The sequence below is a fragment of the Cellvibrio sp. PSBB006 genome (assembly GCF_002162135.1).
In the GTDB taxonomy this organism is placed as follows: Bacteria; Pseudomonadota; Gammaproteobacteria; order Pseudomonadales; family Cellvibrionaceae; genus Cellvibrio.
Genome location: NZ_CP021382.1, coordinates 4,407,942 through 4,433,167 on the forward strand (window position 1 = coordinate 4,407,942; position 25,226 = coordinate 4,433,167).

A 25,226-nucleotide genomic window follows, 5' to 3' on the forward strand; every position below is an offset into this window, starting at 1 on the left:
ACGGAATTGAATGATGATGATTGGATTGTTAAGGAAGGTGTTATTCGGCGTTTCGATTTCTTTGTTATTTATTGTTACGCTTTTCTTTGTAGGTGTATGGTGGCCGCTTGAAGAAGTTGAACCTGTTAGAAACACTTCACCTATAGCAATTGTTAACGCTTCTGTTATTGATCTTTACTCTGGTGAAATACTCCCAGAGCAGACAATTCTTATTGAAAATAAAAAAATAAAATCTGTCGGTCAATCGCAAACAATAGACCTTTCAGATGGCACTATAAAAATAAACGCGCGCAATCAGTATGTCATGCCAGCTTTATGGGACATGCACACCCACATCTATAAAGTTACACCGCTTTTGGATTTACCGTTATATGTTGCCTATGGTGTGACCAATGTAAGGGATATGACGAGCTGTCCGAAACAAGGTGATCCCTTTGCTTCATGTCCGGAGGATCTTAGACGCTGGAATCAGGCCGCTGTTAATGATCAGCTCGTTGGGCCGCGCATACAGGGGATTTCAAGCTGGCAACTTAATGGTCCTGGCATTCACGAACGCATGAAAGATCTGCCGGATTTTTTTGGTACGTCGAATGCTCAACAAGCCAGGGAGTTTGCCCGTTATTATGCGGGAAAAGTCGATGCCCTGAAAATCTATAACTATATACCGAGGGATGCCTACTTTGCGGTGGTAGATGAGGCAAGAAAGGTGGGGTTGGATGTCGTGGGTCATCGCCCTCATGCCGTTAGTGCAATCGAAGCGGCACAGTCGCAAAAGAGTATTGAGCATGCTCGTTTTATTTTGCATGAATCATTTCCTGGTAGTCGGGAATTGCGAGAGTCGGCAGAAAAGGGCGAGTGGAAAGAGGATCGGCGCCGGATGCTGGATGAGCATGATCCGCACATGGCATCCGCCATATTCAAGGCTATGAAGGACGCGGGAACATGGTATGTGCCGACGCATCTTACCCGCAGGGTCGATGCTTATGGCGAAGAGCCTATCATTTTGAATGACCCTATCATTAAATATTTACATCCGTTAATGAAATGGCAATGGCTGGAGGATGTTAATAAGGTCATCAACGAAGAACCGTCTGCTGAAGCGCGTCAAACATACCGGGACTTTTACCATAAAGGTCTTGAGCTCACTGGCGACGCTCATCGCGCAGGTGTAAAAGTCCTGGTGGGGACCGATTATATTGTGGCTGGCATAACGGTTCATCATGAGATGGAGCAATTGACTATGGCTGGCCTGACACCTCTTGAAGCGCTTCGTGCCGCGACTATATTGCCGGCCGAATATTTTGGGCTGCAAAATGAGTATGGCAAGGTTGCACAAGGCATGAGTGCAGACCTTATGCTGTTGCGGAAAAACCCATTGGAAGATATCAGGAATTCATTGTCCATCGAATCGGTAATATTTAATGGCAATCTTTACGATAGGGCGCGTCTGGATGATATAGAAGGGCTGGTTGAGAGGAGGGCCAATAGTTGGAGTATCGCTTGTAAAATACTGTGGGCGTTTATTAAAAACCCTGTCGGATATTAGCTTTTTGTCGTGGCATATTACACCGTCGGCCAATATGCTGGCAGCGCTAGTTCAAGCACAATGATTCGTAACGACATCAACACCACGGAATACCTTTATGACGAGCCTTAATCCTTACGTCCGCGAAGCAGGTGTGGGGCCGGGAGTTGTCTGCATCCATTCAAACGCCAGCAGCTCAACGCAATGGCGCGGCCTCATGGACCTGCTATCCAGTGACTATTGCGTGCTTGCCCCCGATTCGTATGGTTCCGGAAAGAGTCCCGATTGGCAGTCTGACTGCGAGATCACTCTACAAGATGAAGTTAACTTTCTTGAGCCGGTATTTGCGCGCGCCGGTTCGCGTTTCACTCTTGTCGGCCACTCCTACGGTGCGTGTGTTGCGTTGATGGCAGCATTGGCAAATTCAGAGCGTATTCGCGCCGTTGCGGTATACGAGCCCACCTTGTTCAAGCTCGTTGATGCGGAGAGTCCTCCACCCAATGGAGCAGATGGCATTCGCAATGCGGTGTTCGCCGCAGGTGCAGCATTGGACGTTGGGGACCGGGACGCCGCAGCCGGACATTTTATTGATTTCTGGATGGGGCCCGGCAGTTGGCTCACCATGCCGCCCCAGCGCAAGCCAGCGATCATCGCTTCTATCGCAAACGTTATGCGTTGGTCCCATGCGCTGTTCACCGAGCCTACTCCGGTCGATGCCTTTGCCGCCCTGGATGTGCCGATTCTTTATATGCTTGGCGGTTCTTCTCCCGAATCTGCTCATGCGGTGGCAAGAGTATTAATTCCCGTTTTGCGCAACGCTCGCGTCGTAGAGTTTCCGGGGCTGGGCCACATGGCACCGGTAACGCATCCGGAGGTTGTCAACGCTGAAATTAAAAAATTTCTGAGCGAGATAAAATCAGAACTGGGGTAAAACATAAAGCGTCGTTCGGTTAATGGGTGATAATGTGATAGGCGGTCCCACTGGCTGGATATAAAGGCCCTCCCAATATTTAATGGCAGGGCTGTACTTTTATATGGTTATTTTTATTTGTAGTTAGAATATAGCGTTAATGTAACTTAAAATTCTTACACCACTTCAGTTTCATTTTTTTCTATAGACCCGGCTGGCTGAATGGCTCTACTTTTGTACCTGCTAAAGCAGTTAATCATATTGATATAAGCAGCGGCATTTTTTCCACCAAGCAGGACGTAACCAACAGCTTCAGAAAATTCGAAAGTCTGTTCCAGTGACCAATTTTGATTGCTATCCATGGTCGTAAAATTCGCATTTTCAAGACGAAGGTATTCACCATTTTGGTTAAATAGAAATATGCAAATTCCATCACCGTTCATTGATTCTGCTTCAATAGTCAGTTTATAAATAGGTATTATCGAATGTAACAGGATAGCGTTGTAATCTGATATGGATGGGTCATTGAGAATTGATATATTTTGGTGGTTGGAAGCGTTTGGAGGAAAGTATTGAAAAAGTTTAACGAGCTCTTGAGTGGCACCACCAATACTCTTCAATTTCAATGTGCCTACCGCAGGCTTAATGGTCGCGGGAGTATGTTCCGGTAGCCATGTCAATGTGAGTGGATTTTCGACGCTGGTGTGTGTGGAAAATTTATTGGCGATAATTTTCGTATTCATAGTATCTCCTTTAATTAGAACGTTAGGTTGGCGCATTAATTATCTGAAATTTATCAACTAAGCTTTATCGGCTAGATTTCACTGCTGCACTAAGACTACTCCAAACTTACGACGAATAACATCATCCATATGCTTACCAAAAATATTATATTCAACATTGATAAAAAATAGGTTTGCTAGTGATTTTTTTATGAAAAGAGTGGCTTTCCGCGACGGACAGATCTTAATATAACGTTTTGGCGCCACCGATTGTTTAGTTCCTGATAATTTCGTTGCATCGATAGTGAGATAGATATGACACCCGGAATCAATGTTGCCAGGCAAAATAAAATTGTTCATCGCGTTCATGAATATACGCATGATGCATCAAGTGAATCCTACGGGTTGGAGGCGGCGGATAAGTTGGGCGTGCCAGGCGCACAGGTTTTCAAAACCCTGGTCGTGGCACTTGATAGCAAAGAGCTGGCCGTCGGCGTAATTCCTGTTTCATCTATGCTCAGCATGAAGCTTATCGCGAAAGCTGCCGGTGCTAAAAAAGCGGCTATGGCTGACCCGGCAGATGTGGAACGCTCAACGGGATATGTCTTGGGTGGCGTGAGCCCGCTGGGTCAAAAGAAGCGGCTCAAAACCATTATTGATTCCTCGGCGGAGAAGTTCGCCACTATCTACGTCAGCGCCGGTCGCCGGGGACTGGAGATAGAATTAAGTCCGATGGATCTTAAAAAATTATCAAATGGTGTGTTTGCTGAGATATGTCAGTAACCTGTTTCTCATATTATGGCGTGAGCCAGGTGGTGGGCTCAGTCATCTCATTAAAGAAGGTGTGCCGATGTCCAAGCATAGAATTTTTGAAATGCCCTTTGCAAAAGTTTATCCAATGTATATTCAAAAGGCTGAACGAAAAGGCCGGACTAAGGAAGAAGTTGATAAGATCATTTGTTGGTTGACGGGTTATAGCGAGGCAGGTTTGCGAAAGCAGATCGATGCGGGAAAAGATTTTGAAACGTTTTTCAGCGAGGCACCAGCCATCAACCTTAATGTATCGCTTATTAAAGGCGTTGTGTGCGGTATTCGCGTTGAAGAAATCGATGATCCGCTGATGCAAAAGATTCGTTATCTCGATAAGTTGATTGATGAGCTTGCAAAGGGTAAGGCGATGGAGAAAATTCTCAGACAATGAGAGCCTTGTCCCCTAATTAACTACCCATTTCTCATTTTCCGGGGTACGCCAATGAAATCACGTCCCAAAGCCTTATTTATTTCTCATGGCGGCGGTCCCCTGCCGTTGCTCGGTGACGCGGGACACCAACAAATGGTTTCCTGTTTACAAAACATCGCGGCAAGTATTGCTCGTCCCGAAGCCATACTTGTCGTCAGTGCACATTGGGAAGAAAGTGTACCTACCATTACTGCCCGCCCGAATCCTTCGCTAATCTATGATTACTATGGTTTCCCTCCGGCGTCTTACGAAATTCAATATCCCTGCGCCGGCGAATCGGCGTTGGCTCTTGAGATTTATAAGTTGCTTGAGCAGCAAGGCATCAATGCAAAGCTGGACGAGGTGAGGGGGCTTGATCACGGTGTCTTTGTACCTTTAAAGATCATGTACCCGGAAGCTGATATCCCTTGCGTACAATTGTCTCTGGTAAATACCTTGGATGCTGCGTTTCACATCCGCTTGGGTAATGCGCTGGGACGTTTGGCGGATAAGAATGTGCTGATTATGGGGTCCGGATTTTCGTTCCATAATATGAGAGCATTCTTTGGACCGACCGACACTGAGTCGCATCGCCTCAATGAGGCGTTTGAGAATTGGCTGCACGATGTGTGCAGTGATCAGGATCTGTCGGAGCAGCAAAGGCAGGCGCTATTGGAGCATTGGGCTGATGCACCGGGCGCGCGTTATTGTCATCCCAGAGAAGAGCATCTTTTGCCACTCCATGTATGTTATGGCGTGGCCCAGTCGCCCTGCACCAAAATTTATAACCTTGAGATTCTAGGTAAAAGATCGAGCATGTATGTGTGGTAAATCCGCTAACAGGCTATTTTAGAATCGCACCAACATCAATGAACTATTGAGGTGCAATATGTTTTTGTATCTACTCGATCTTGCCGGTGTCGCTGTGTTTTCAATCAGCGGTGTGTTGGCGGCCCGCGACCGGGGTCTCGATCTTATCGGTGTCATTGTGGTAGCTGCCATTACGGCGATTGGTGGTGGTACGCTCCGCGATCTCTTATTGGATCGCCATCCGATATTTTGGGTGACCGATGCCTCTTACCTGACGGTCATCATTGTCTCCGCCGTCATGACCATTATTTATGTACGCAAATGGCCACCGCCCGGCGTCATTCTTCTTGTGGCGGATGCGCTGGGATTAGCGTTATTCGCACTGTCGGGTGCACAATATGCCGAAGCGGCGCAATGCCCTCCGCTGATCATCATAATCATGGGTACAATGACAGGCGTCATGGGTGGCATCATCAGAGATGTGATTACCGCGCGGGTACCATTAATTTTGCAGCGGGAAATCTATGCGACTGCAGCTATCGCAGGCATTTCTGTTTATTTGCTGTTGCAAGCCATCGACGTGCCGCGTGTAGTTTCGTTCGGCGGTGGCATGGTGACGGTGGTGGTATTGCGACTGATCGCTATTCGATGGAATCTTCACTTGCCAGTTTTTCGTAACCGCGAATAGGAGGAGCATTGTCAAAGATATAATGAAAACAAGCTTCACATTGACGGACTATAATAGCTACGCGTCGGGTGACGCATAAACAATAAGTACATCAGTGGTATTGAATATGGAGAATTTCTTTTTTCTGCTTTTTGGAGCCATTTTACTCATGGCTTCCTATATGTTTTATAAAAAATCCGTTGCGCGCAAACGATCCCGGTGGATCGACCGCTTTCCGTTTCCAGCAACGATCACCACTAAAATCTTACAAGCCTACCCACATTTAACCGATCAACAAGCCGCTCTGGTCATCAAAGCGCTACGTGAGTATTTCCAATTATGTAACGTGGCCGGTAAACGCGTTGTTTCCATGCCGTCCCAGGTTGTTGATCTTGCCTGGCATGAATTTATTTTGTTCACTCGACAGTATCAGCAATTCTGTAACAAAGCCCTTGGACGGTTCTTGCATCACACGCCAGCAGAAGCAATGAAGTCACCAACCGTCGCCCAGCAAGGCATTAAAACGGCGTGGAAGGTTGCCTGTGCGCGGGAGCATATCCATCCGAAATCACCCCATCGTTTGCCGTTGCTGTTTGCAATAGATGCTGAGTTGAATATCCCTAATGGATTCAAATACGCGCTCGACTGCAGAGGTTCCGACAAGGGTGACTATTGCGGCTCTCATATCGGCTGCAGTAGTTGTGCGGGCGGATGTGCGGGTGGTTCGGGTTGCAGTAGTGGTTGCGGTGGAGGAGGAGATTAAACGTAATAAAAAGCCCCGCCAACTCGTGCTGGCGGGGCTCTCTTATAACAACAATAACCGACTAATTAATTACACTGATTCTGCAACACGCACGCTTGAATGCTGTTGGAGAAGAAGTAATTCACCAGGTTATCTTCATTCACGGACCAAGCCATAACACCGCGCAAATCCGGGTAGGTTTTTGCGGGAGTGTAGCCACTGCCGCAATCGCCGGAACGCAAACAGCGCAATGCTGCTTTCACAACGGTCGGGTCGGTGTAGCCGCTGCCGGCAGCGCTGGGCGCACTGGAAGCGGGTAAGCCGATGACGATCTTGTTGGCGGGCAGACCTTGATAGTTCACGCCGGTGTTGGCGATGGGGAAGCCTTCGATCAGTGCTTCGGTCCAGGCGACCAGGGCATCCTGCGTGGCAGAGTTATAGAAGCTGCCGTTCAGGCCGGGCATGCTGCCGGTGTTGTAGTTCTGCATTTGTACCCAGGTAATCTCATTGCGCAGCGCGTTCATCAGCGGCAGGTAAACACCCCAGTTGATGCTGCCTTGCCAGTTGGCCGGAAGCATCGCACCGATGGTGTGAGCCGTTTCCGGCGCCATGGTCACCATGAAGTCCGGGCCGTAATGCGCTTTGATTCGCTTGATTGCGCGCACGAGGTGGTCCGCTGAGTATTGCGGATTGGTTTCGTTGATCAATGCGTTCGGTGCGGTATGCAGGCCTTTTTCAGTATCGATATCGATACCGTCCAGATTCCACTCATCGGCAATCGCAATAAATGAATTCACGAAATTATCTTCGTGAGCCATGCTGGTCAGCGCCAGCGGCGTGGTCGCCCCACCGATGGCTAACAATACTTTTTTACCCTGGGCCTGAGCCGCGGCAACCTGAGCTGGCGTCGGGTTATTTTGGGTAAAGTCAGCATTGGTCAGGGTGAGTGAACCATCAGCATTGATGCGTGGGAAAGAAATATTCAGCACGGTGTAATTGGGAATCGTGCTGGGCGTGAGCAACGGCCAATGCCAGTTTTCCCAATACCCGACCAACTCACTGTCACCGGTAGGTGCGACGCTGCTGGAGCTGGAAGACACACTGGAGCTTGAAGAAACCACCGAGCTAACCGAGCTGGATGATGAACTGCTCGGTACAACGCTTGACGAGCTGCCGCCACTGCAAGAACCGCCCGCAGACCAGGCCGAGGTCCAGTAGGTACCGGTACCCGGCGCATAAGCCCAGGCCGCCGTTGACGAACACCAGCCGGGAATATCGCAGGTGTAATTAGCACCGGCATTAGTCACAACCTGACCCAATGTGTAGCTGGTACCTGCGGCATATTGCGGGCAAGAACCGCCCCCGGTGCTGCTCGATGAGCTGGCCACGATAGACGAGCTTGAGCTGCTGACGATACTGCTGGAAGAAGAGCTGACAACCGAGGACACCGAACTGGATGAGCTCGTCACGCCATCACAAGCACCATTATCCGCCCAATGTTGCCATTGGCCGGAGCTGGTGGTGGGGTTGTTGTTTTGCGTCCAATAATTTGCGGTGTAACCGCGATTATTGTGTTTAACCTGATTGCCCTGCGTGTACACAGTGCTGCTGCTCCAGGTGGGGCGGCTACTGCAATCGACGGCGAATACATTCGAAGAGAGAAAGGCTGTCACTAACAGCCCTCCCAGTGCGAGGGTGGTTTTCATGGTATTGACCTTTTTGATTTGAATTTTACTTTGAAATTATTGTGTTACTGCCGTAAAGCCGATTCAGCATATTTACCGTGTGTTCACAATGCAAGCAATCGGCGGAACAAATATGATTTAAGTCACTAGATAAAAGCGAAAAGCATTTTTCTTATGTCAGGATGGGATATATTTTGGCGATGGCAGCGCTGTCATTGGTGCGGAATGCTATAAGAAGAATTTTCGATTTCTTATTTCTTTAGATGGCGAATTCGCAGAATAGATATCGTACTCGGCACAATACAAGTTTGGCGTTAGGGCCTGTGGTTCGAAACCCTCAAGTCATGGACGACTTGAGGGAGCTACAAGGATGTATGCATGCGTTTTCGAACCACAGGCCCTAATGACAAACGAACTACGAAGTACCACTACGATGATCAAAGTTTTAATGCACCGCATGCACTCGTGGCGGCGTTGTTAAACGCTCCAACACCAAATTCCCCACAGCAATCTCCCCATCAATCGCACAACTCATATTCGCCGCATTATCAAGATCAATAGCGCGACGGGCGAGGTCGTTAAATGTGCGTGGAATGGCCGGATTGCGTGGATCGGGGAGGGTGATGCCGGTAAGGAAGCCCGATAGCAATGCCGGTTGACCCACTGGAGTGTTGTAATCCAGATGCGCAAAAGGAGTACCGGTTTCAATCACATGGCAGCCACTGCAAGTATTTAATGCCAATTCAAATAACGCATCATCACGCACCGTTGCCGGTGGTGGTGTGTTGGGCGACGGTGTAGTCGGTACGGTTAACATTGAGTTGGGCACATTCCACAACACAGCCGCGGGCGCAGCGCCGGCCAGGAAATGATCGCCATTGTAAGTATGGGTAATTTCATGTTGTGCCGGTGGTGGCCCAACCAAAAGTGGCCATTCCGCATTCAGGAAATCTGCCAGCAATGACGAATTATTGTGTTGAATTTGCGGTTCCTGTTTCACTGTTGTCTGTTCCATCAAACCACCCGTGCGCGGCAAGACAAATTCACGCAATTCCCATCCCGGCGAGCCGGGTAATAATTCGTTGGTACGAATTTGCCCGATAGCACTTTGATTGGGTGCAGCGGGATTAGCGCCGGCGGCAGTGAACACATTGGTCAGCTGGGCGAGATCGTCGTTGTAGTTGGCGGAGCCGGCGAGGTCGACCCACTGCTGCGCCCAATCACGCACATTCGTGCAACCGGCAATCGGCACTTTGTACTCCAGAATCAGCGTTTTGGATTTGTTGTTACAGTTGCCATCATGAAGCGAAAACACAAAGCGCCCTTCGCCCGCTTCACCGCCGCCATACACACCGCCTTCGCCGCGCAAATCAATTCGCAGCACAATACCTAACAAGCGAAAAGGACTTTCTTCAGGCAACAACGGTGCACCCACGCCGCCACTGCGAATTTCCCACTCACGAATAATTTGCTGGTACACCAGTGGCCGTGCCAAAACATTTTGGTTATTGATGATTTGCACAGAATTCCAATGATCAAAAAAGCGTTTGATGTAATCAGACGTAGACGCCGTGCCGTTCGCAATATTTTCCATCAATCGCCAGTAAGTCCATTCACCGGTGGGATTACCGACCGGTGGTTGATTAGGCGAACGACAGGCCCAGGTGCGTGTTGGATCGTTGACCACATTAAGGTCAGTAATCATCAGCGAATGCGGAACACTGGCCGCCCGACTGCTGCCACCGCCAGTGGGTACACCGAGCGGTTGCCCAAGCAGCGGTAAATCAATATTTTGGTCTGCGCGAAATAAATCACGTGCGAGAGGCAACTGAAATTGTTGCTCTTCTCGCCCGGTTTGCTCTGTAAACAGTAGATGATCCTCTTTAGCAACTATTCGGCGGGTGCCAATTTGTTGCCGTCCGCCCGCAGAAAACAAGGCCTGCGTCTCACCTTTATGAGTCTCGGCTAATTGCAAATTAGCTTTGGCAAACGCGTCAAAATCAAAGTCGGCCTTGATAGAAAAAATACCGTCACCGGGTTTTTCATCGCCATCTTTTCCTGTGTCTGACAACACAAGGGTTTTATCACCGATACTGATAAACACCTGGCCACCGGGTTTTTCTCGTGGCAGTTTCGCATTGATCAATGCCGTTTTTTCGTCGAGTGGTGTGATTGATAAATTGGTTGGTGTAACAGATTTTGCCTCATTATTTTCTTGTGCAACAGCAAATGAAACCAAAAACGTTGTAACCAAAATTCCGCTTGAAATAACAGATAGGAAATGCGTAATCCTCTGCATGTTGGGTCCTCCTGGGGGCATAGTTGAAAATTGAATAACAATTTTTATCATTAGGCCGCAGAGAATATGATGAATATTCTCGAATCTGCGGATTATGATCTATAGAAGAGGACTTACAACAGGTCAAACGCTGGATAGCTAATTGACGCCTATGTTCTCAGGCTGATTTGCTATGTTAAAAAATAAATCCAACTTATTTGGTTTCGGTATAAATAGGGAAATTTGAATAGCAATATTTTTAGTTTAGTAAGCGGGAATTTTTATGGATAAAACCGAAGGCAGTTAATTTTGGATAAATAAAACATCAGCTACACAAATGAAAATCCCACCGGATAGCTGTGGTAACCATCAAAGTCGGCTTTGCTCAAGGGAATACCCGCCTGGCGGGCAATGGCATAACTCATGGACAGATGAAAGAAAAAAATTCGGTAGCGCATAAAGGCTGACATATTCATCGCATGTCAAGTCCAGATCATTAAAACCAGCCTTATCCTGAATCCTCAACGGCGCTTTTTCAAAATCGACATCCGTCAACGCCTCCAGATACCGCAAGGTTTCCAGAAGCTGCTCACGCAAACCCGCAAAAGTCGGCTCACTGTCAAAGCTAAACCGCTCCCGACCAACCAACGGACAACACGTGCGCAGTGAAAAATTAATTGCCGTGCGCACCTGAGCAATAAACGGCAACATGTCTTTTTGTAAGCTGCTGTGAAGTATATCCGCTTGACCAGAACAATGAGTCTCGATTTTCACCAGCATCTTTTCCAATTGTTTTAGGCAATTGATAAAAATCGGAGCGGGATTTGAGTGCATTATTTTTCTCAAGTCTTCCTGTTATTAAAAATTAAGCTGATATTGGCAAGATGTGAGTTTGTCATTCAGCGCTTGGTTTCGAAACCCTCAAGTCAAGGACGACTTGAGGGAGCTACAAGGAAGATTCATTCGCCACATCCTTGTGGCTCACCCTTCGGGCAGCTTCGCTGTGCAAATTGGCTGTCCTGCCAATTTGTTATGCGTTTTCGAAACCAAGCGCTGAATGACAAACGGATTCCGAAGTACAATAAAACCAACTACTCTCCCGTCACCTGATGATCCAAATGCGCCACCAGATCTTTCGGCAAATTCAAACGATGCGCCAACGCCTCCATATACATCCGCTCCGCCGGATGATCCCCATCCGCCACCAAACGCGACACCAGATAAACCTCCGACGCCTGCTCAACACCCTGCACCTTCGCAACAATCGTGGCCAGATCCACCGGCTGCCGCAACGCATCAAACACAAAACCCTTACTCTCCGCATCCAGTGATAACTTTTCCACATGCTCAAAGATCACCGTCTGTTCACGCGCATCAATGTGACCATCGGCCTTGGCCGCAGCAATCATGGCCGTAATAAGGGTCAAGCCAAAATTATTGGTGCCGGTAGGTTCAGGCGTGGGGATAAAACGAGGATCGACATTATTCAAATCCGCTGGCGTCGCAACTGGAGCAGTAGCCACTTGCTTGCCTTGTTGCCAATTCTGATAAGCCTTATAAGCCAGGGCGCCGGCCGCCGCCGCACCGCCGTACCCAATCAGGCCGCCGGCCATCTTGCGCGCTTTTTTATTGCCCACCAACAAACCCAGGATGCCCCCGGCCACGGCGCCGCCAGCGAAATTACCACCGGGCATACCAAAACCCTGATTGCCCGAAGAAGCAGAAGGTGCCTGCTGTGTTCCTTGCCCTTGTGTATTGCCGCCCATAAATTGTTCAAGCAGTTTACCCACGTTGTTAATCATATAATCAGCTCCAGGATACGTATTTTTAGCTCCATTCAGACCACAACACAGGCGAAGAGTCACCTGCCATTGCATTAATTTACCGAACCGGAGTATAGGGATATCCGTCCAAATGTAAAATGATGGGCGGCGTTGAGAAAGCGCAATCTGCCGCCATTGTCTTTTCACAATCGGCTGGTGTAGTATCAGCCGGTTCATAATCTATAAGAAGCTGCTCCGCGTTTAGCTTTTGACTATAAGCTAGCGTGAGATGGAGATATCAATCCCATGAAAGATGACAAACCGACTTCGTTTGATATTGCCTATCTCGCGGGAGTGTCCCAATCGACCGTCTCGCGCGCCCTGCGCAACAGCCCTTTGGTTAATGAAGAAACCCGCCTCAAGGTGCAGGCCATTGCCAAAGAATTAAATTACAAGGTTGATAAAAATGCGCGCAACCTTCGCTCGCAGCAAACCCGCACCATTGCCTTGTTGTTGTGTGAAGATCACGGCACTGGCGATTCACTGATCAACCCGTTTTTCCTCTCAATGCTGGGGAGTATTACCCGCGCCTCGGCCAATCGCGGTTACGATTTATTAATTTCATTTCAGCAATTCAGTGAAGACTGGCATGCGGATTATGAGTACGCCAACCGCGCGGACGGCATTATCTTTTTAGGTTACGGTGACTATGTGACCTATGTGCAAAAGCTCACCTATTTGACGCAAGTAGGCGCGCACTTTATTACCTGGGGTCCGGTGCTGGAAGGGCAGCCGGGCTTTTCTATCGGTTGCGATAACTTCAACAGCGCTCACAAAGCGACCCACCATTTAATTCAGTTAGGCCATAAGAATATTGCGTTCCTTGGTGATATCTCTGAACACAGCCCGGAATTCAAAGCGCGTTACGAAGGCTACGCCAAAGCCTTGCAAGATGCCGGGTTACCGGTAAACCCACAACTACAAATCAATGCAGAAACTTCTGAAGAGGAAGGTTATAAAGCCACACTTAAATTACAGCAACGACGCATTGAGTTTGATGCTGTGTTTGGTGCGAGCGACCTGATTGCGATTGGTGCAATCAAGGCATTGGAGGAGGCTGGTTTGATTATTCCTGATGATGTGGCGGTGATGGGTTTTGATGATATTCCTATGGCGTCTTACACGCATCCGCCGTTGACCACTGTGCAACAAAATACACATTTGGCAGGAGAATTGCTGGTAGAAAATCTGCTGAAGCTGGTGGATGGTGAGGCTGTTGAGTCTTTGTTGTTGCCGGCGGAGTTGATGGTGCGGGGGTCGTGTGGGGCTAAAAAATCTTCAAAGAAAATCTCTTAAAAGATATACCATATTCAAATACGGTAGGGACTCAGAGCTCATTACTTCGTAAACGTTTGTCATTAGGACTTAAGTTTCGAAAACGCATGACAAATTGGCAGGAAAGCCAATTTGCACAGCGAAGCTGCCCGTAGGGTGAGCCACAAGGATGTGGCGAATGAACCAGCCCTGTAGCTCCTTCAAGTCGTCCCTGACTTGAAGGTTTCGAAACAATAGGCCTAACGCCAAACTTGCATTGTGCTAGCGTCAGTTTTGATAGAACTTAGCCTTTTCAATTACTCACCTTCATCTTTTACCCATAAGGTTGCCGCAGCAGCGAGAAACATCAGTACGCCTCCGCAGACTAACGCATAAATAGTTCTTCCGGAAAATAATTCCCGCACGATCAAACCTAGAATACTGGCCGCCAGTATTTGTGGTATCACGATGAAGAAATTGAAGATGCCCATGTACACGCCCATTTTTTTGGCGGGTAGTGAGCAGGATAAAATTGCGTAGGGCATGGATAGGATGGAGGCCCAGGCGAAGCCGACGCCGATCATCGAGGCCAGCAGCCAGCGCGGATCATCGATAAATAAAAATGAAATCAGGCCGATGCCGCCGAAGCATAAGTTAATCGCGTGAGCGACGCGGCGGTTGGTCATGCTGGCCAGAATCGGGATGGCGAAGGCGGCGAGGGCGGCGAAGCCGTTGTAGGCGGCGAAGAGTACGCCGACCCAGTCAGCGCCGGCGTTGTAGGCGGCGCTGGTGGCGTCTTGTGAGTCGTAATGAAAACTGGTGACGGCGCTGGTGGCGTAGATCCACAGAGAAAACAACGCGAACCAGGAGAAGAATTGCACCACCGCCAGCTGCTTCATGGTGCCGGGCATGGCAAATAAATCCTGGATGATGTGATAAAACCCGTTTTCGGTTTTACCACTTTTTTGTAGTTGGTTAGTCAGTATCAGTAACACACCGAACAAGGCGATACCAACCGCCAGGATATACAGCTGTTGATCAATCTGCGTCTGTGCGACAACCACAACCCCGATGATGCCGAGGACAAGTGAAACCAATCCAATCGATAAGTAACGCGGCTGTTTTGGTTGCGCGTCTGGGGTGGCCGTTTCTTGCAAGCTTTCCTGATAGCGGCTGAAGGCTTCCAGTTGTTCCGGTGAATATTCTTTGGTAGTGAACACAGTCCACAACACGGCGAGCAGTAACACTGCACCGCCCCAATAAAATGAATACACCACTGCATCGGGGATAACGCCAGCGGCAGCGGTGTTGCTGACGCCGAACCAGTTGGTCATCATCCAGGGCAAAGCTGAAGCAACAACGGCGCCTATGCCGATAAAGAAACTTTGCATGGCAAAGCCGGTGGTGCGTTGTTCTTCCGGCAACATATCACCCACGAAGGCGCGGAAGGGTTCCATCGCGACGTTGATGGATGCATCCATAATCCACAGCATGCCAGCGGCGATCCACAACACCGGCGAGTGCGGCATAAAAAATAAAGCGAAGCTGGCTGCCAGTGCGCCGTATAAAAAATAGGGTCGCCGGCGTCCCAGGCGATTCCAGGTTTTATCACTCATATAACCGATAATCGGTTGTACCAGCAAACCGGTGACGGGTGCGGCGATCCATAAGATGGGAATGTCATCGATAGAGGCGCCGAGGGTTTGAAAGATGCGGCTGACGTTGGCGTTTTGCAGCGCAAATCCAAATTGAATACCGATAAATCCGAAACACATATTCCAGATTTGCCAGAAGCTGAGCTGAGGTTTTTTTGTCATTATCGTGTCACTGTTATTATTACTTTATGGCCTGTGTGTCGGATTACGTCTTTGGCGTAATCCGACCTACGGGTTTTGTTCGGGTTGAAGGTGTTAGTCCTTAGGTTGTGCGTAGCGTTCTTCTACCAGCGGGTAGCGGTCCCACACTTTTTGATCGTGAAAGGAGCGCAATAATTTAATGTATTCCGCATGGGTCCAGGCCAGCGGCGTGGCGGAGTTGGTGCCTTCGCCGAAGCCGTATTGGTATCCGCCATTATTGCCCACGCCATCCCAGACTTGCTCGGGTAACATTAACCCTTCGTTGGCAAATAATTCCATCGCTTTGACATAGATATTGCGCAAGGTGTCCATGCTTGCAGCGTCGATATCGCCCTCGACTTGCGCCCGTGCAAGTTCGTAATGGCCGCGTTCGCCGGTAAAGAAGGGCCACACGCGACCGCGTTGGTCATCGCTCATCTGATCATTCACTGCACCGTAAGCCAGGCCAGTGGTGATGTCTTCACCATAACCATCGATGCCGTAACGTCGCCAGCCGGGGAAGGTGCCTTCTACGCCGGGAAACGTAAATTCATATTTTACGCGCAGTTTATCCGGCAGATTCATGTTGTCGATTTCGGGCAAGGTGTCGAGCACATAGGGATCATTCGCCGGACGCACACCGTAGCGCACCAATTCCAGAAAGCCTCCATCGATAACGTCGGTTTCGTCGGGCATGGGTTGGCCATTGGCGGTACCCAAAGCGGCGCGATCATTGGGGTCAGTATTTTGAGTAATGCGTAAATAATAACGGCCGTCGCTGGGTGCATCTTGCAGCGAGCCGTTGGTGGTGAACATGGTGCTTTCGAGCATAGCGGAATATTTATCGGCGGCCGCAAGATAACGCGTTGCACTGCTTTCGTCATCGGCCAGACGCGCAAGGTCAGCAGCCGATACCAATCCGGCAATCACGGCTGCGGTGGTGGAGGGCGAATAACCGGATTGTTCTTCCCAGCGTTCCTGTTGGGTGTAGGGCGGTGTTAAGTCAATGTCACTCCAATCCAGTTTAACTTTGCCACCGCTTGCCAGAAAGTCGGCTGCCGGTTTTAGCATGCGGTGATACCAACGTGTGGCTTCATCATCACTGAGCACGCCTTCCTGCCACAAACGCCAGCCGAGCATCACTGGCATAGCAGTTTGATCCAGTTGTATCGCAATCCATTCCAGTTGTCCGTCCACTTGGGTTTTTTGTAAAAACCAGCCAGGTGTGCCGGTAAAACCGGGTGTCGTCTTGGTGACTTGTACTTTGTGCAGATATTCGAAAGCAACCTTGGGGGTTTCTTTATCGCCCAAGGCCAACATAGCCATCGCCACCTGATAAAAATCGCGCGGCCAAACGGCTTTGTAACCAGTCTTGGATTGTTCGGCGGATTTGGTGTCGCCCCAGGGATTGGACAGTGACGCAATCAAGGCGCCTGCATGGGTTTTATCTTCCTGTGCTTTTAACACCAGTGCGCTGGCATAAAGTAATTTACCGTTGTCGGTAGTGGTCGATGATAGCTGCGTTAATGCCGGCAGGGATTGCACGTAATCTTCCCAACCAATAGCAGCACCTTCGCCGTTATAATTTGCCAACACGTGTTCATACCCGGCAGACAATGTGTGCTGTGCACTTGCCTTGCTTTCGGCCGGATCTTTTCCAAAACCGAGTACGAATTGCCATTCAGCATTGGTGTTGCTTAACGTAGGTAACTGTAGCAAAAGCGCAACGTTACCGCTTTGCTTGCCAGTATCCTGATAAGCGATAAAATCGGTTTTATTTTTTATTGCATCAAGCCCATCTGAAGCGCCGACAAAACCGACCGTGCTTTTGGTAACGGTGGCATCTGTCTTTAACGCCAGGGCTGTGCTGCCGTCCTGCGCATACCAGGTGTTATCGTCAAACCAGGCGCGATCGGCACTGCCGGTATTGGCAATATGCGGATCAAGATACAGATAGGGTTTGATGTTGTCGGCTAGCGCGCGGAAAAATACTTTCATCACCAGGCTGTTGCGGTCCGGATCAGTGAAAATATGTTTTTCAATTTCGTACTTACCTTCTTTGTCTTTGTTGACAATTTTGTAAGCCAGCGACAGCGGGCGACCCGCGTCATCGGTGTGCAAATATTCGATATGACTGATGGTGTCTTTTTTCTCTTCGTCAACAAAACCGTCACCGGATACAAAGAACTGCATCTCGCGCAACTGTGCTTCATGAATCAAACCGAACATGGTTTCGGTAACGACGCCTTGAGCAAGAGAAAACCACACGCGGGAAACCGGGCCGGTAGCGGCGCTATCAGTATAATGGCCCTCCTGATATTGCTCGTAAGAAGTTCCGATACCGGTCTTGCCTGAGTAGGCCCAGAGGGACTCTTTCCCCGGCGCGCCTGGCGCAACGCTTGCGTCTGTATCTTCAGAAGGAGAAGGGCTGCACGCGACGAGTGCCGTCATACTGCCGGCCAGTAAAAATTTAAGTGCCGGACGAGCAGCAGGAAAAAAACTGGTGCGCGGTTTTGTCGGATGGTTCATATAACTTACCTGCTATTTTTTTGTGTTTATACGGATTCCCTGAGGGAGCGAGATATCCGGCATTGATCTTGGTCTGGTAGGTGACGCTGGGATATTTGAATGGCGCTTCGTTATTGTTCCCGTGAAGGGGAAATATTCAGCTTATACGTTAGGTGGAGACTCCTTGAAATACAAGGGTTTACATACGTATTCACGCAGATGAAACGCAGCGGCGGTATTGCATACGTATGCAACAATGGCCGCCAATTTTATCCATCAAATGAATACGTATTCTATGGGTTTTGCGGTCTTATTTCGTGGCGCGAGCATATGCATACGTATGTAAGCTCTTGCACACAGGAACAGCGCTGACGTATTTTGGATTTAGTCAATTCTTTACCCTCCTGCCAGGGCTGTTGAACTTTCGTGGCAGAAGACGTACCCAGGATTAAAACCGAAAAAAGCAATTCATAATAAAGCGTCAGGATAACAATTTATGTGCCCCGCAATTTTTCCAGAAAGAGTAACCAGCGTTTTTGCCCGCTGTAGTGAGGTGTCATTATGAGTCAGACCCCTTGGTGGCGTGGCGCCGTCATTTATCAAATTTACCCGCGCAGTATGATGGACAGCAACGGTGATGGTATCGGTGACTTGCCCGGTATCATCCAGAAGCTGGATTACATTGCCAGCCTGGGCGTGGATGCCATTTGGATCTCGCCCTTTTTTAAATCACCCATGAAAGACTTTGGTTACGATATCAGTGACTATCGATCTATTGATCCGATCTTCGGTTCTCTTGATGATTTTGACCGCTTGATCAAGCGCGCGCACAGTTTGGGTATCAAGGTGATTATCGATCAGGTGTTGAGCCATACCTCGGACCAACACGCCTGGTTTCAGGAGAGTCGCACCTCCAAAGATAATCCCAAAGCCGATTGGTATGTCTGGGCAGACCCTCGTGAAGACGGTACACCGCCGAATAACTGGTTATCAATTTTCGGCGGTTGTGCCTGGGAGTGGGAGCCGCGCCGCGGGCAGTATTACCTGCACAATTTTTTAAAGAGCCAACCGGATTTGAATTTTCATTGCGCAGAAGTACGTAAGGAAATTCTGGATGAAGTAGAGTTCTGGTTAAAGCGCGGCGTCGACGGCTTGCGTCTGGACGCGATTAATTTTTGCTTTCACGATCAGCAGCTGCGCAACAACCCCCATAAGCCCGTTCATGAACGTAAAGGACGGGGATTTAAGGAAGATAATCCTTACGCATTCCAATACCACATCTACGACAATACGCGCCCGGAAAATATTGCCTTTTTGCAATCCCTGCGCGGCTTGATGGATCGCTACCCCGGCTCGGTCACGCTTGGCGAAATTTCAGCGGAAGATTCACTGAAAACCATGGCGGAATACACCACCGGACAATCCCGTTTGCACATGGCTTACAGTTTTGAATTGTTGGTCGATAAAATGTCGGCATCATACATTCGCCAAACGGTTGAAACACTGGAAGCGGGGTTGAAAGAGGGATGGCCTTGCTGGTCGATCGGCAATCATGATGTGGTGCGGGTAATGTCGCGTTGGGGCGGAAAGAAACCCGACGATAAACTGGCCCGTATGCTTAACGCCATGTTGCTGTCCCTGCGTGGCAGCGTGTGCAGTTACCAGGGCGAAGAGTTAGGTTTAACCGAAGCCGATATTCAACAGGATCAATTGCAAGACCCTTACGGCATCGCATTCTGGCCGATGTTTAAAGGGCGTGACGGCTGCCGTACACCCATGCCGTGGGAAGCGGACAGTGCGCATTGCGGTTTTTCCACCGCTGCCACCTGGTTACCGATTCCTGATGATCATCGCGAGCGTGCGATAGAGCTACAGGAAAAAGCTCCGGATTCGGTGCTCAATCATTATCGACAATTCATGCAGTGGCGAAAACAGCAACCGACTTTGCGTTTGGGCAGCATTCACTTTATTGATGCGCCGGATGATGTATTGATGTTTGTGCGTGAATACGAGGGCGAACGCATGCTGGCGGTTTTTAATTTATCTTCAGCATCCAGGACGGTGGCTTTGGCCAACATCAATATTAAAAGTTTGCTCGATGGGCATGGCTTTGACACTACCGCTATGGAAGAAGAGTCTTTGATTGTTGAGGGCTTTGGTGTGTTCTTCGCAAGCGTCAATATGTCCGTGGAAGATGCGTCAGTAGAAAACGTGTTGCTGGCTCAGTCGCCGTAAATTTGTATTAGTCATAGTCCTTTCCCTTGCAGTGTCGGATTACGCCTTTGGCTAATCCGACCTACGCTATTCTTGTGTCTGCGCTGCTACCTTTTCTTTTTCTTCTATCTGCCAACTTTCGGTTTTCTTTTTTTGCATACGTATGCGTTTTGCTGAATACGTATGCATTCTATTGTGGGGAGGTTGGCGCGGATTTACTATCTTTACAAACAATTACCAGAAGTTTCTACGACAGCTTTTCTTGCAGTACGCGTGCCTCGCATGCGAATGGTATCGACAAGATATATAAGATTTAACGAAAGCCATTGTACGTTTTTCCATAAACAAGACTGTGAACAATTTAAAACTATAAACAACTCTCTGAGGTTAGTGAGAAACGCTGTCTCGCTGTAGAACCACATTTTTCCCAAGAACAGAAAATTTCCAACACTGTAAACCAGCATATTCATCTACACCGTTTTAAAACAATAACGATTAGTGGGGTAACAAACCATGTTTAATTTACGCAATAAATTGGGGCTCATCGCGCTGGTCTGCTCATTGGCAGGCCTGGCAGGCCTGGCGGGATGCGGGGGTGGTAGTGGTACGGACAATGAACAAGCGAATTTACCGGCGTGCCGCGATCCACTGGTTATTCTTGATGATGGGTCTTGTGGGGAGCCGCGTGATCCTTATGTTCCGCCACCTTGTCCTGAAGGACAAATTCGCAACAGCCTGGGCGCTTGTATTGTTCCGGATTTTCCGACACCCAGCCGGCTTCCTGGCGAAAATGAAGTTGTTATCTACGTCAACATCGAAGGTACTGAAGACGAAAAAAATGCAGCCTATGCTGGTTACAACCTGCACCTGTGGCAGGCCTGCGGCAATGGTTGGGCTGATTCAACGGTCGATGGAAACAACACATCCTGGAGCATTCCCACAGAGTGGCCCGATGGTCCGAATGTAAGCAGCCGAAATGATGGTGAGTCCGGCATCAAACATGATCCCTATTACGGTGCTTTCTTTGTTATTCCTGCCAGTGAAACCGGTGGTACTTGCGGTAACTATATTGTTAAAACGCCTGGCGGGGCAGCCCAGACCAACGACCTGCAAATGCAGATAAAGCGCAATGGCGGCGATTATGATCGCATGGCTTTTATTATCGTTAACGCAACTGACATGCGTAACAGCCGCATCAGCGATATTCCGATTTGCATTAACGATATTTGTACTCTAGAGCAACCGCTATTGACCATTACCGATGTGGAGGCCCACTGGATCGGTACGCACACGATTATCTGGAATCGCGAATTTTCACCCGATAAAAAAATCGAACTTTACCGCTCAACCGCTGGTGGTATGAGCGGTGCAGAAGATGGCAGCGTTACCGGCGGAACCTTGGTTGCTGAATTGAGCCCTGGCCGCGAGATGACGGATGAAGAAAAAGCGTTAGTGCCGCACTTGGCTTCTTACTTTGCCTATGATTTACCGCCAGATATTTCTCTCGACACCATCAAGTCAGCCATCAAAGACGAACTTCTAATTGTTGGCCGTTATGATTCGATAGAAGAGGATGAGCAAGGCGAAAGTGTCACGATAGAACGTGCCCGTGCAACACGGATTCAATTGCCCCATGTATTGGATGCGCTCTACACCAGTGGTGAAAACGACGCTGATGAAGCAACGTTAGGTGTTACTTATGGCGAAGGCGTTGGTGTGTCCTTGTGGGCGCCTACTGCGCAAAATGTAGAGCTGCGCATTTATTCCGGTGACCCGTTGCGCATTGCGGATACGCAACCCATGAGCTTTGATAATGCAACCGGTATCTGGCACTACCAGGGAACAGCAGCGGAGTTAGATCGCAAGTTCTACCGTTTCCGTGTAACCACCTACAACCCGGTTACCAAAAAAGTATATCGCCTGGAAGTGACTGATCCCTATTCAATTTCCCTGTCAACAAACAGCCGTTACTCGCAATTTGTTAATTTTGCCGATGAAGATCTGAAGCCTGCCGGTTGGGATGGCCACGCAGTGCCCGAGGTAACCGCGCCGGAAGCCGCGAGTATCTATGAAATTCATGTGCGCGATTTCAGTGTTGACGATGAAAGTACTTCCGCTATGCATCGCGGCAAGTACATGGCATTTACCGAGGCTAATAGTGCACCGGTTATGCACTTGCAAGAGTTGGCCAATGCCGGATTAACCTACGTGCATGTGTTGCCATCCAATGACTTCTCCAGTGTTAACGAAGACGGCTCGGCGCAAATCAATCTCGACAGTTTTGTCTACGAACTATGCCAACGTGTTTCCGATCCGGATTCAGTGAATGCCTGCGATGGTTCATTCAGTAACTCAGCCACCTTGCGCAGTGTCCTGGAAAGCTTTGATCCACAAACTGACCAGGCCCGTTCGCTTGTTGCCGCTATGGCCAACCTCGATGGTTTCAACTGGGGTTATGATCCGCAACATTTCAATGCGCCGGAAGGTAGCTACGCCACAGATCCAGACGGTTTTGCCCGTATCAAGGAAATGCGTGCAATGAATATGGCCTTACATCAAATGGGTCTGCGCGTGGTATTGGATGTGGTTTACCCCCACACGATTTCATCGGGCGTAGAAGTCGCGAACTCTGTCTTCGATAAAGTGATTCCGGGTTATTACTATCGCACCAATCCCGCCACCGGACTTGCGGAACAGGGCACGGGAGCTGGTCCGGATACTGCAACAGAACATCGCATGATGGCTAAGTTTGTAAAAGACTCTGTTGTGCAATGGGCGCAGGAATATAAGTTTGACGGCTTCCGTTTTGATCAATCCGGCTTTATGCCCAAATCTGTTCTGGTTGAAGCATTTGACGCGGTTAAACAAGTCGATCCGGATAATTATTTCTACGCAGAAGCCTGGGCACCGCACGGTGGTACCTCTGGTGACCGTATCGCAGAACGCGCTATGCAGGAGGCTCTGGCCGGTACGGGCATTGGTACCTTTAATGATCGCATTCGCAATCCATTGCAACAGTTCAACTTAATCAAAGGCGGAAATGTTGATGCGATTCGTGCGGGTATGGCCGGCAACCTGAAAGATTTTGAAATCAAAGCCAGAAATGGTGCGGTGATCAAAGCAGAAGCGGTGGGTGCTTATAATCTTGATCCGCAGGAAGCCGTCAACTACGTTGAGAAACACGATAACGAAACCCTGTGGGACTGGATGCATCGCCCCGATGCTATTCCGGTAGATACTCCGCTGGAAAATCGTGTGCGGATTCATAACCTGACGTTATCAATTCCATTATTGAGCCAGGGTGTTCCGTTTATTCATATGGGCAGCGATTTATTGCGCTCCAAATCCATGTCACCTAACAGTTATAACGCGGGTGACTGGTTTAATCGGGTGGATTTTACCCGTACCACCAATAATTGGTCCGTGGGTTTGCCACCGGAATTGCGCGATGGCATTACCGATGATTACGTGATGGGTTTGTTTGCCAATCCGCAAACCAAAGCCGGCAGTCAGGATATTGAAATGGCAGCCATGGTATTCCAGGAATTCCTGGCTATCGCCAGCAGCAGCCCGCTGTTCAGTCTGCAAACGGCTGAAGAGGTGATTGATCGGGTCGGCTTCCACGATGGCGGTATGAATTATCAAGCCGGTTTGATCGTAATGAGCATTGATGATGGTGCGGGTACCGTTTATGGCACTGACTCAACCGCGCGAGCTGATCTTGATCCCTCGGTCGATGCAATGGTCGTCATCGTCAATGGTACAGCTGAAAATAAAACTGCCAAGGTCATCGGTTCTACAGGGTTTGCTCTGCACGATACGTTGCAAAGTTCTGTTGATGCAAATGTACGTACCGCCACGTTTGCTGAAGCAGTTGGTGAGGAAGATGGTGGCACGTTCACTGTACCGGCTTACACCACTGCCGTGTTTGTAAAAAACCAGGCGGGTGCCCAGGGAGTAGGTTTGGATGCACGCGGCACCTTGGATTTATCCGAGCAAGAGCCGCCCACCTACGCTAATACCATTCATGTGCGTGGCAGTATTTACGATGCGGGCTGGAGTGCTGACAGTGGTAATGAGATGGCATACCACGGCAAAGGTATCTACTCAGTCGTACTGGACGTATTACCAGGCAGTTACGCATTTAAGATTGCCGACGCAAATTGGAGTGGTCCAAACCTCGGCAGTACCCAAGCATTAGCGGTAGGTGGTTCTATTACCTTAAACAACGCTTCTAATAGTAGTGATATCAATATTGAAATCACTGAGGCGGGTACTTACCGTTTTGAATTAGATACCTCTGCCAATCCCGACAGTCCGATACTGAGCGTTTTCCCGGATGCATTTGCTGGTGTAACGGCGCATGTGCGCGGCGATATTTCTACTGCCGGTTGGGATGCGAGTATCGACAATATGTTGACCTATGAAGGCAAAAGGATTTATGCATTGATCGTCGATGTGACGGCGTCCGATCAGGCTCGCGAATTTAAAGTGGCCAGTGAGGATTGGTCGAGTGTGAACCTCGGCGGAGATCTTGTGGTTTCATTAGGGGATGCTACGCCGCTGGTCGTTGGCTCCAATGACAATTTGGAAATTCAGTTGACTACGTCGGGCCGCTATCGTTTTGAAGTGAATATGCAAAATCCGGCGGCGCCAGTATTGCGTGTTTATATCGACGATCTGTTCAGTGCAACGCCCGCCTATTTACCCGGTGAGATTTCGTCGGTCGGTTGGAATTTTTCAGAAGATAATCGCCTGACTTATCGCGGTGCGGGTTTATATCAACTCACCTTATCCGTTGCTGCAGGTAACTACCAATTTAAAGTAGCGGGTTCGGATTGGAGCAACCCCAATCTGGGTGGCCCGGAGATAGAGCTCGGAGACGCTTTCGAATTAACGCAAGGCAGCAACGACAATATCCGGCTTGCCGTGCCTGCCGATGGTGACTACTTATTTACCGTAAATACCACCGTCGCGGACGCCATAACCATCCAGGTGGACTCCCTTAATCCCTAAATCTTGTCGATCATCCCC

Annotated in this window: 17 protein-coding genes and 1 pseudogene; 10 read left to right on the forward strand and 8 right to left on the reverse strand. The window is 49.1% G+C overall.

What is annotated here, in order from left to right; all coding sequences use genetic code 11:
* The first annotated feature begins 10 nt into the window (after positions 1-10).
* The gene (locus CBR65_RS18370) at positions 11-1,546 is read left to right on the forward strand and encodes an amidohydrolase family protein (protein ID WP_087468197.1); all 1,536 of its coding nucleotides are present in this window, start codon (positions 11-13) and stop codon (positions 1,544-1,546) included.
* Between the two features lie 97 nt (positions 1,547-1,643).
* Positions 1,644-2,456 carry an alpha/beta fold hydrolase gene (locus CBR65_RS18375; RefSeq protein ID WP_087468198.1) on the forward strand — a complete coding sequence of 271 codons (813 nt, stop codon included), beginning with the start codon at positions 1,644-1,646 and terminating at the stop codon, positions 2,454-2,456.
* A 155-nt stretch (positions 2,457-2,611) separates the two neighbouring features.
* Here CBR65_RS18375 and CBR65_RS18380 read toward each other — a convergent pair whose 3' ends face one another.
* Positions 2,612-3,178, reverse strand: coding sequence for a hypothetical protein (locus CBR65_RS18380; protein WP_087468199.1), 567 nt, complete (start codon positions 3,176-3,178; stop codon positions 2,612-2,614).
* A gap of 294 nt (positions 3,179-3,472) precedes the next feature.
* Here CBR65_RS18380 and ybaK point away from each other — a divergent pair, with 294 nt between their 5' ends.
* From ybaK to CBR65_RS18405, 5 genes are all read left to right on the forward strand, one after another.
* Entirely contained in the window at positions 3,473-3,940 is a 468-nt protein-coding gene (gene ybaK / locus CBR65_RS18385) for a Cys-tRNA(Pro) deacylase (protein WP_087468200.1), read from the forward strand.
* A gap of 67 nt (positions 3,941-4,007) precedes the next feature.
* Positions 4,008-4,358 (forward strand): DUF2200 domain-containing protein, encoded by a 351-nt coding sequence (locus CBR65_RS18390; protein WP_087468201.1) that lies wholly within the window; start codon positions 4,008-4,010, stop codon positions 4,356-4,358.
* 51 nt (positions 4,359-4,409) lie between these two features.
* Positions 4,410-5,207 (forward strand): class III extradiol ring-cleavage dioxygenase, encoded by a 798-nt coding sequence (locus CBR65_RS18395; RefSeq protein ID WP_087468202.1) that lies wholly within the window; start codon positions 4,410-4,412, stop codon positions 5,205-5,207.
* 58 nt (positions 5,208-5,265) lie between these two features.
* The gene (locus CBR65_RS18400) at positions 5,266-5,874 is read left to right on the forward strand and encodes a trimeric intracellular cation channel family protein (RefSeq protein WP_087468203.1); all 609 of its coding nucleotides are present in this window, start codon (positions 5,266-5,268) and stop codon (positions 5,872-5,874) included.
* A gap of 106 nt (positions 5,875-5,980) precedes the next feature.
* Entirely contained in the window at positions 5,981-6,616 is a 636-nt protein-coding gene (locus CBR65_RS18405) for a hypothetical protein (RefSeq protein ID WP_198300802.1), read from the forward strand.
* A gap of 65 nt (positions 6,617-6,681) precedes the next feature.
* On the opposite strand, the gene CBR65_RS18410 is transcribed toward CBR65_RS18405, so the two are convergent.
* The 5 genes and pseudogenes from CBR65_RS18410 to CBR65_RS18425 form a co-directional block, all read right to left on the reverse strand.
* Positions 6,682-8,301, reverse strand: a complete 1,620-nt coding sequence (locus tag CBR65_RS18410; RefSeq protein ID WP_087468204.1) for a glycosyl hydrolase family 18 protein — start codon at positions 8,299-8,301, stop codon at positions 6,682-6,684.
* A gap of 424 nt (positions 8,302-8,725) precedes the next feature.
* Positions 8,726-10,579, reverse strand: coding sequence for a hypothetical protein (locus CBR65_RS18415; protein WP_087468205.1), 1,854 nt, complete (start codon positions 10,577-10,579; stop codon positions 8,726-8,728).
* Positions 10,580-10,887: 308 nt separating this feature from the next.
* Positions 10,888-11,034, reverse strand: a complete 147-nt coding sequence (locus tag CBR65_RS22550; RefSeq protein WP_232461250.1) for a DUF1993 family protein — start codon at positions 11,032-11,034, stop codon at positions 10,888-10,890.
* Positions 11,035-11,056: 22 nt separating this feature from the next.
* Positions 11,057-11,392: pseudogene (locus CBR65_RS22555) on the reverse strand (DUF1993 family protein); the annotation flags it as partial.
* Between the two features lie 257 nt (positions 11,393-11,649).
* Positions 11,650-12,360, reverse strand: a complete 711-nt coding sequence (locus CBR65_RS18425) for a tellurite resistance TerB family protein (protein ID WP_087468206.1) — start codon at positions 12,358-12,360, stop codon at positions 11,650-11,652.
* Between the two features lie 267 nt (positions 12,361-12,627).
* Between CBR65_RS18425 and CBR65_RS18430 the strand changes: the two genes are divergently transcribed.
* Entirely contained in the window at positions 12,628-13,677 is a 1,050-nt protein-coding gene (locus CBR65_RS18430) for a LacI family DNA-binding transcriptional regulator (RefSeq protein WP_087468207.1), read from the forward strand.
* 275 nt (positions 13,678-13,952) lie between these two features.
* On the opposite strand, the gene CBR65_RS18435 is transcribed toward CBR65_RS18430, so the two are convergent.
* Together CBR65_RS18435 and CBR65_RS18440 are read right to left on the reverse strand one after the other, a co-directional pair.
* The gene (locus CBR65_RS18435; protein ID WP_198300803.1) at positions 13,953-15,452 is read right to left on the reverse strand and encodes an MFS transporter; all 1,500 of its coding nucleotides are present in this window, start codon (positions 15,450-15,452) and stop codon (positions 13,953-13,955) included.
* Positions 15,453-15,545: 93 nt separating this feature from the next.
* On the reverse strand, positions 15,546-17,999 hold the full coding sequence (locus CBR65_RS18440; RefSeq protein ID WP_087468209.1) for a glucan 1,4-alpha-glucosidase: 2,454 nt from the start codon (positions 17,997-17,999) through the stop codon (positions 15,546-15,548).
* 540 nt (positions 18,000-18,539) lie between these two features.
* On the opposite strand from CBR65_RS18440, the gene CBR65_RS18445 reads away from it, so the two are divergent.
* Together CBR65_RS18445 and CBR65_RS18450 are read left to right on the forward strand one after the other, a co-directional pair.
* Entirely contained in the window at positions 18,540-20,213 is a 1,674-nt protein-coding gene (locus tag CBR65_RS18445; RefSeq protein WP_087468210.1) for an alpha-glucosidase family protein, read from the forward strand.
* A gap of 492 nt (positions 20,214-20,705) precedes the next feature.
* The gene (locus tag CBR65_RS18450; protein WP_157672148.1) at positions 20,706-25,208 is read left to right on the forward strand and encodes an alpha-1,6-glucosidase domain-containing protein; all 4,503 of its coding nucleotides are present in this window, start codon (positions 20,706-20,708) and stop codon (positions 25,206-25,208) included.
* The last annotated feature ends 18 nt before the right edge of the window (positions 25,209-25,226 follow it).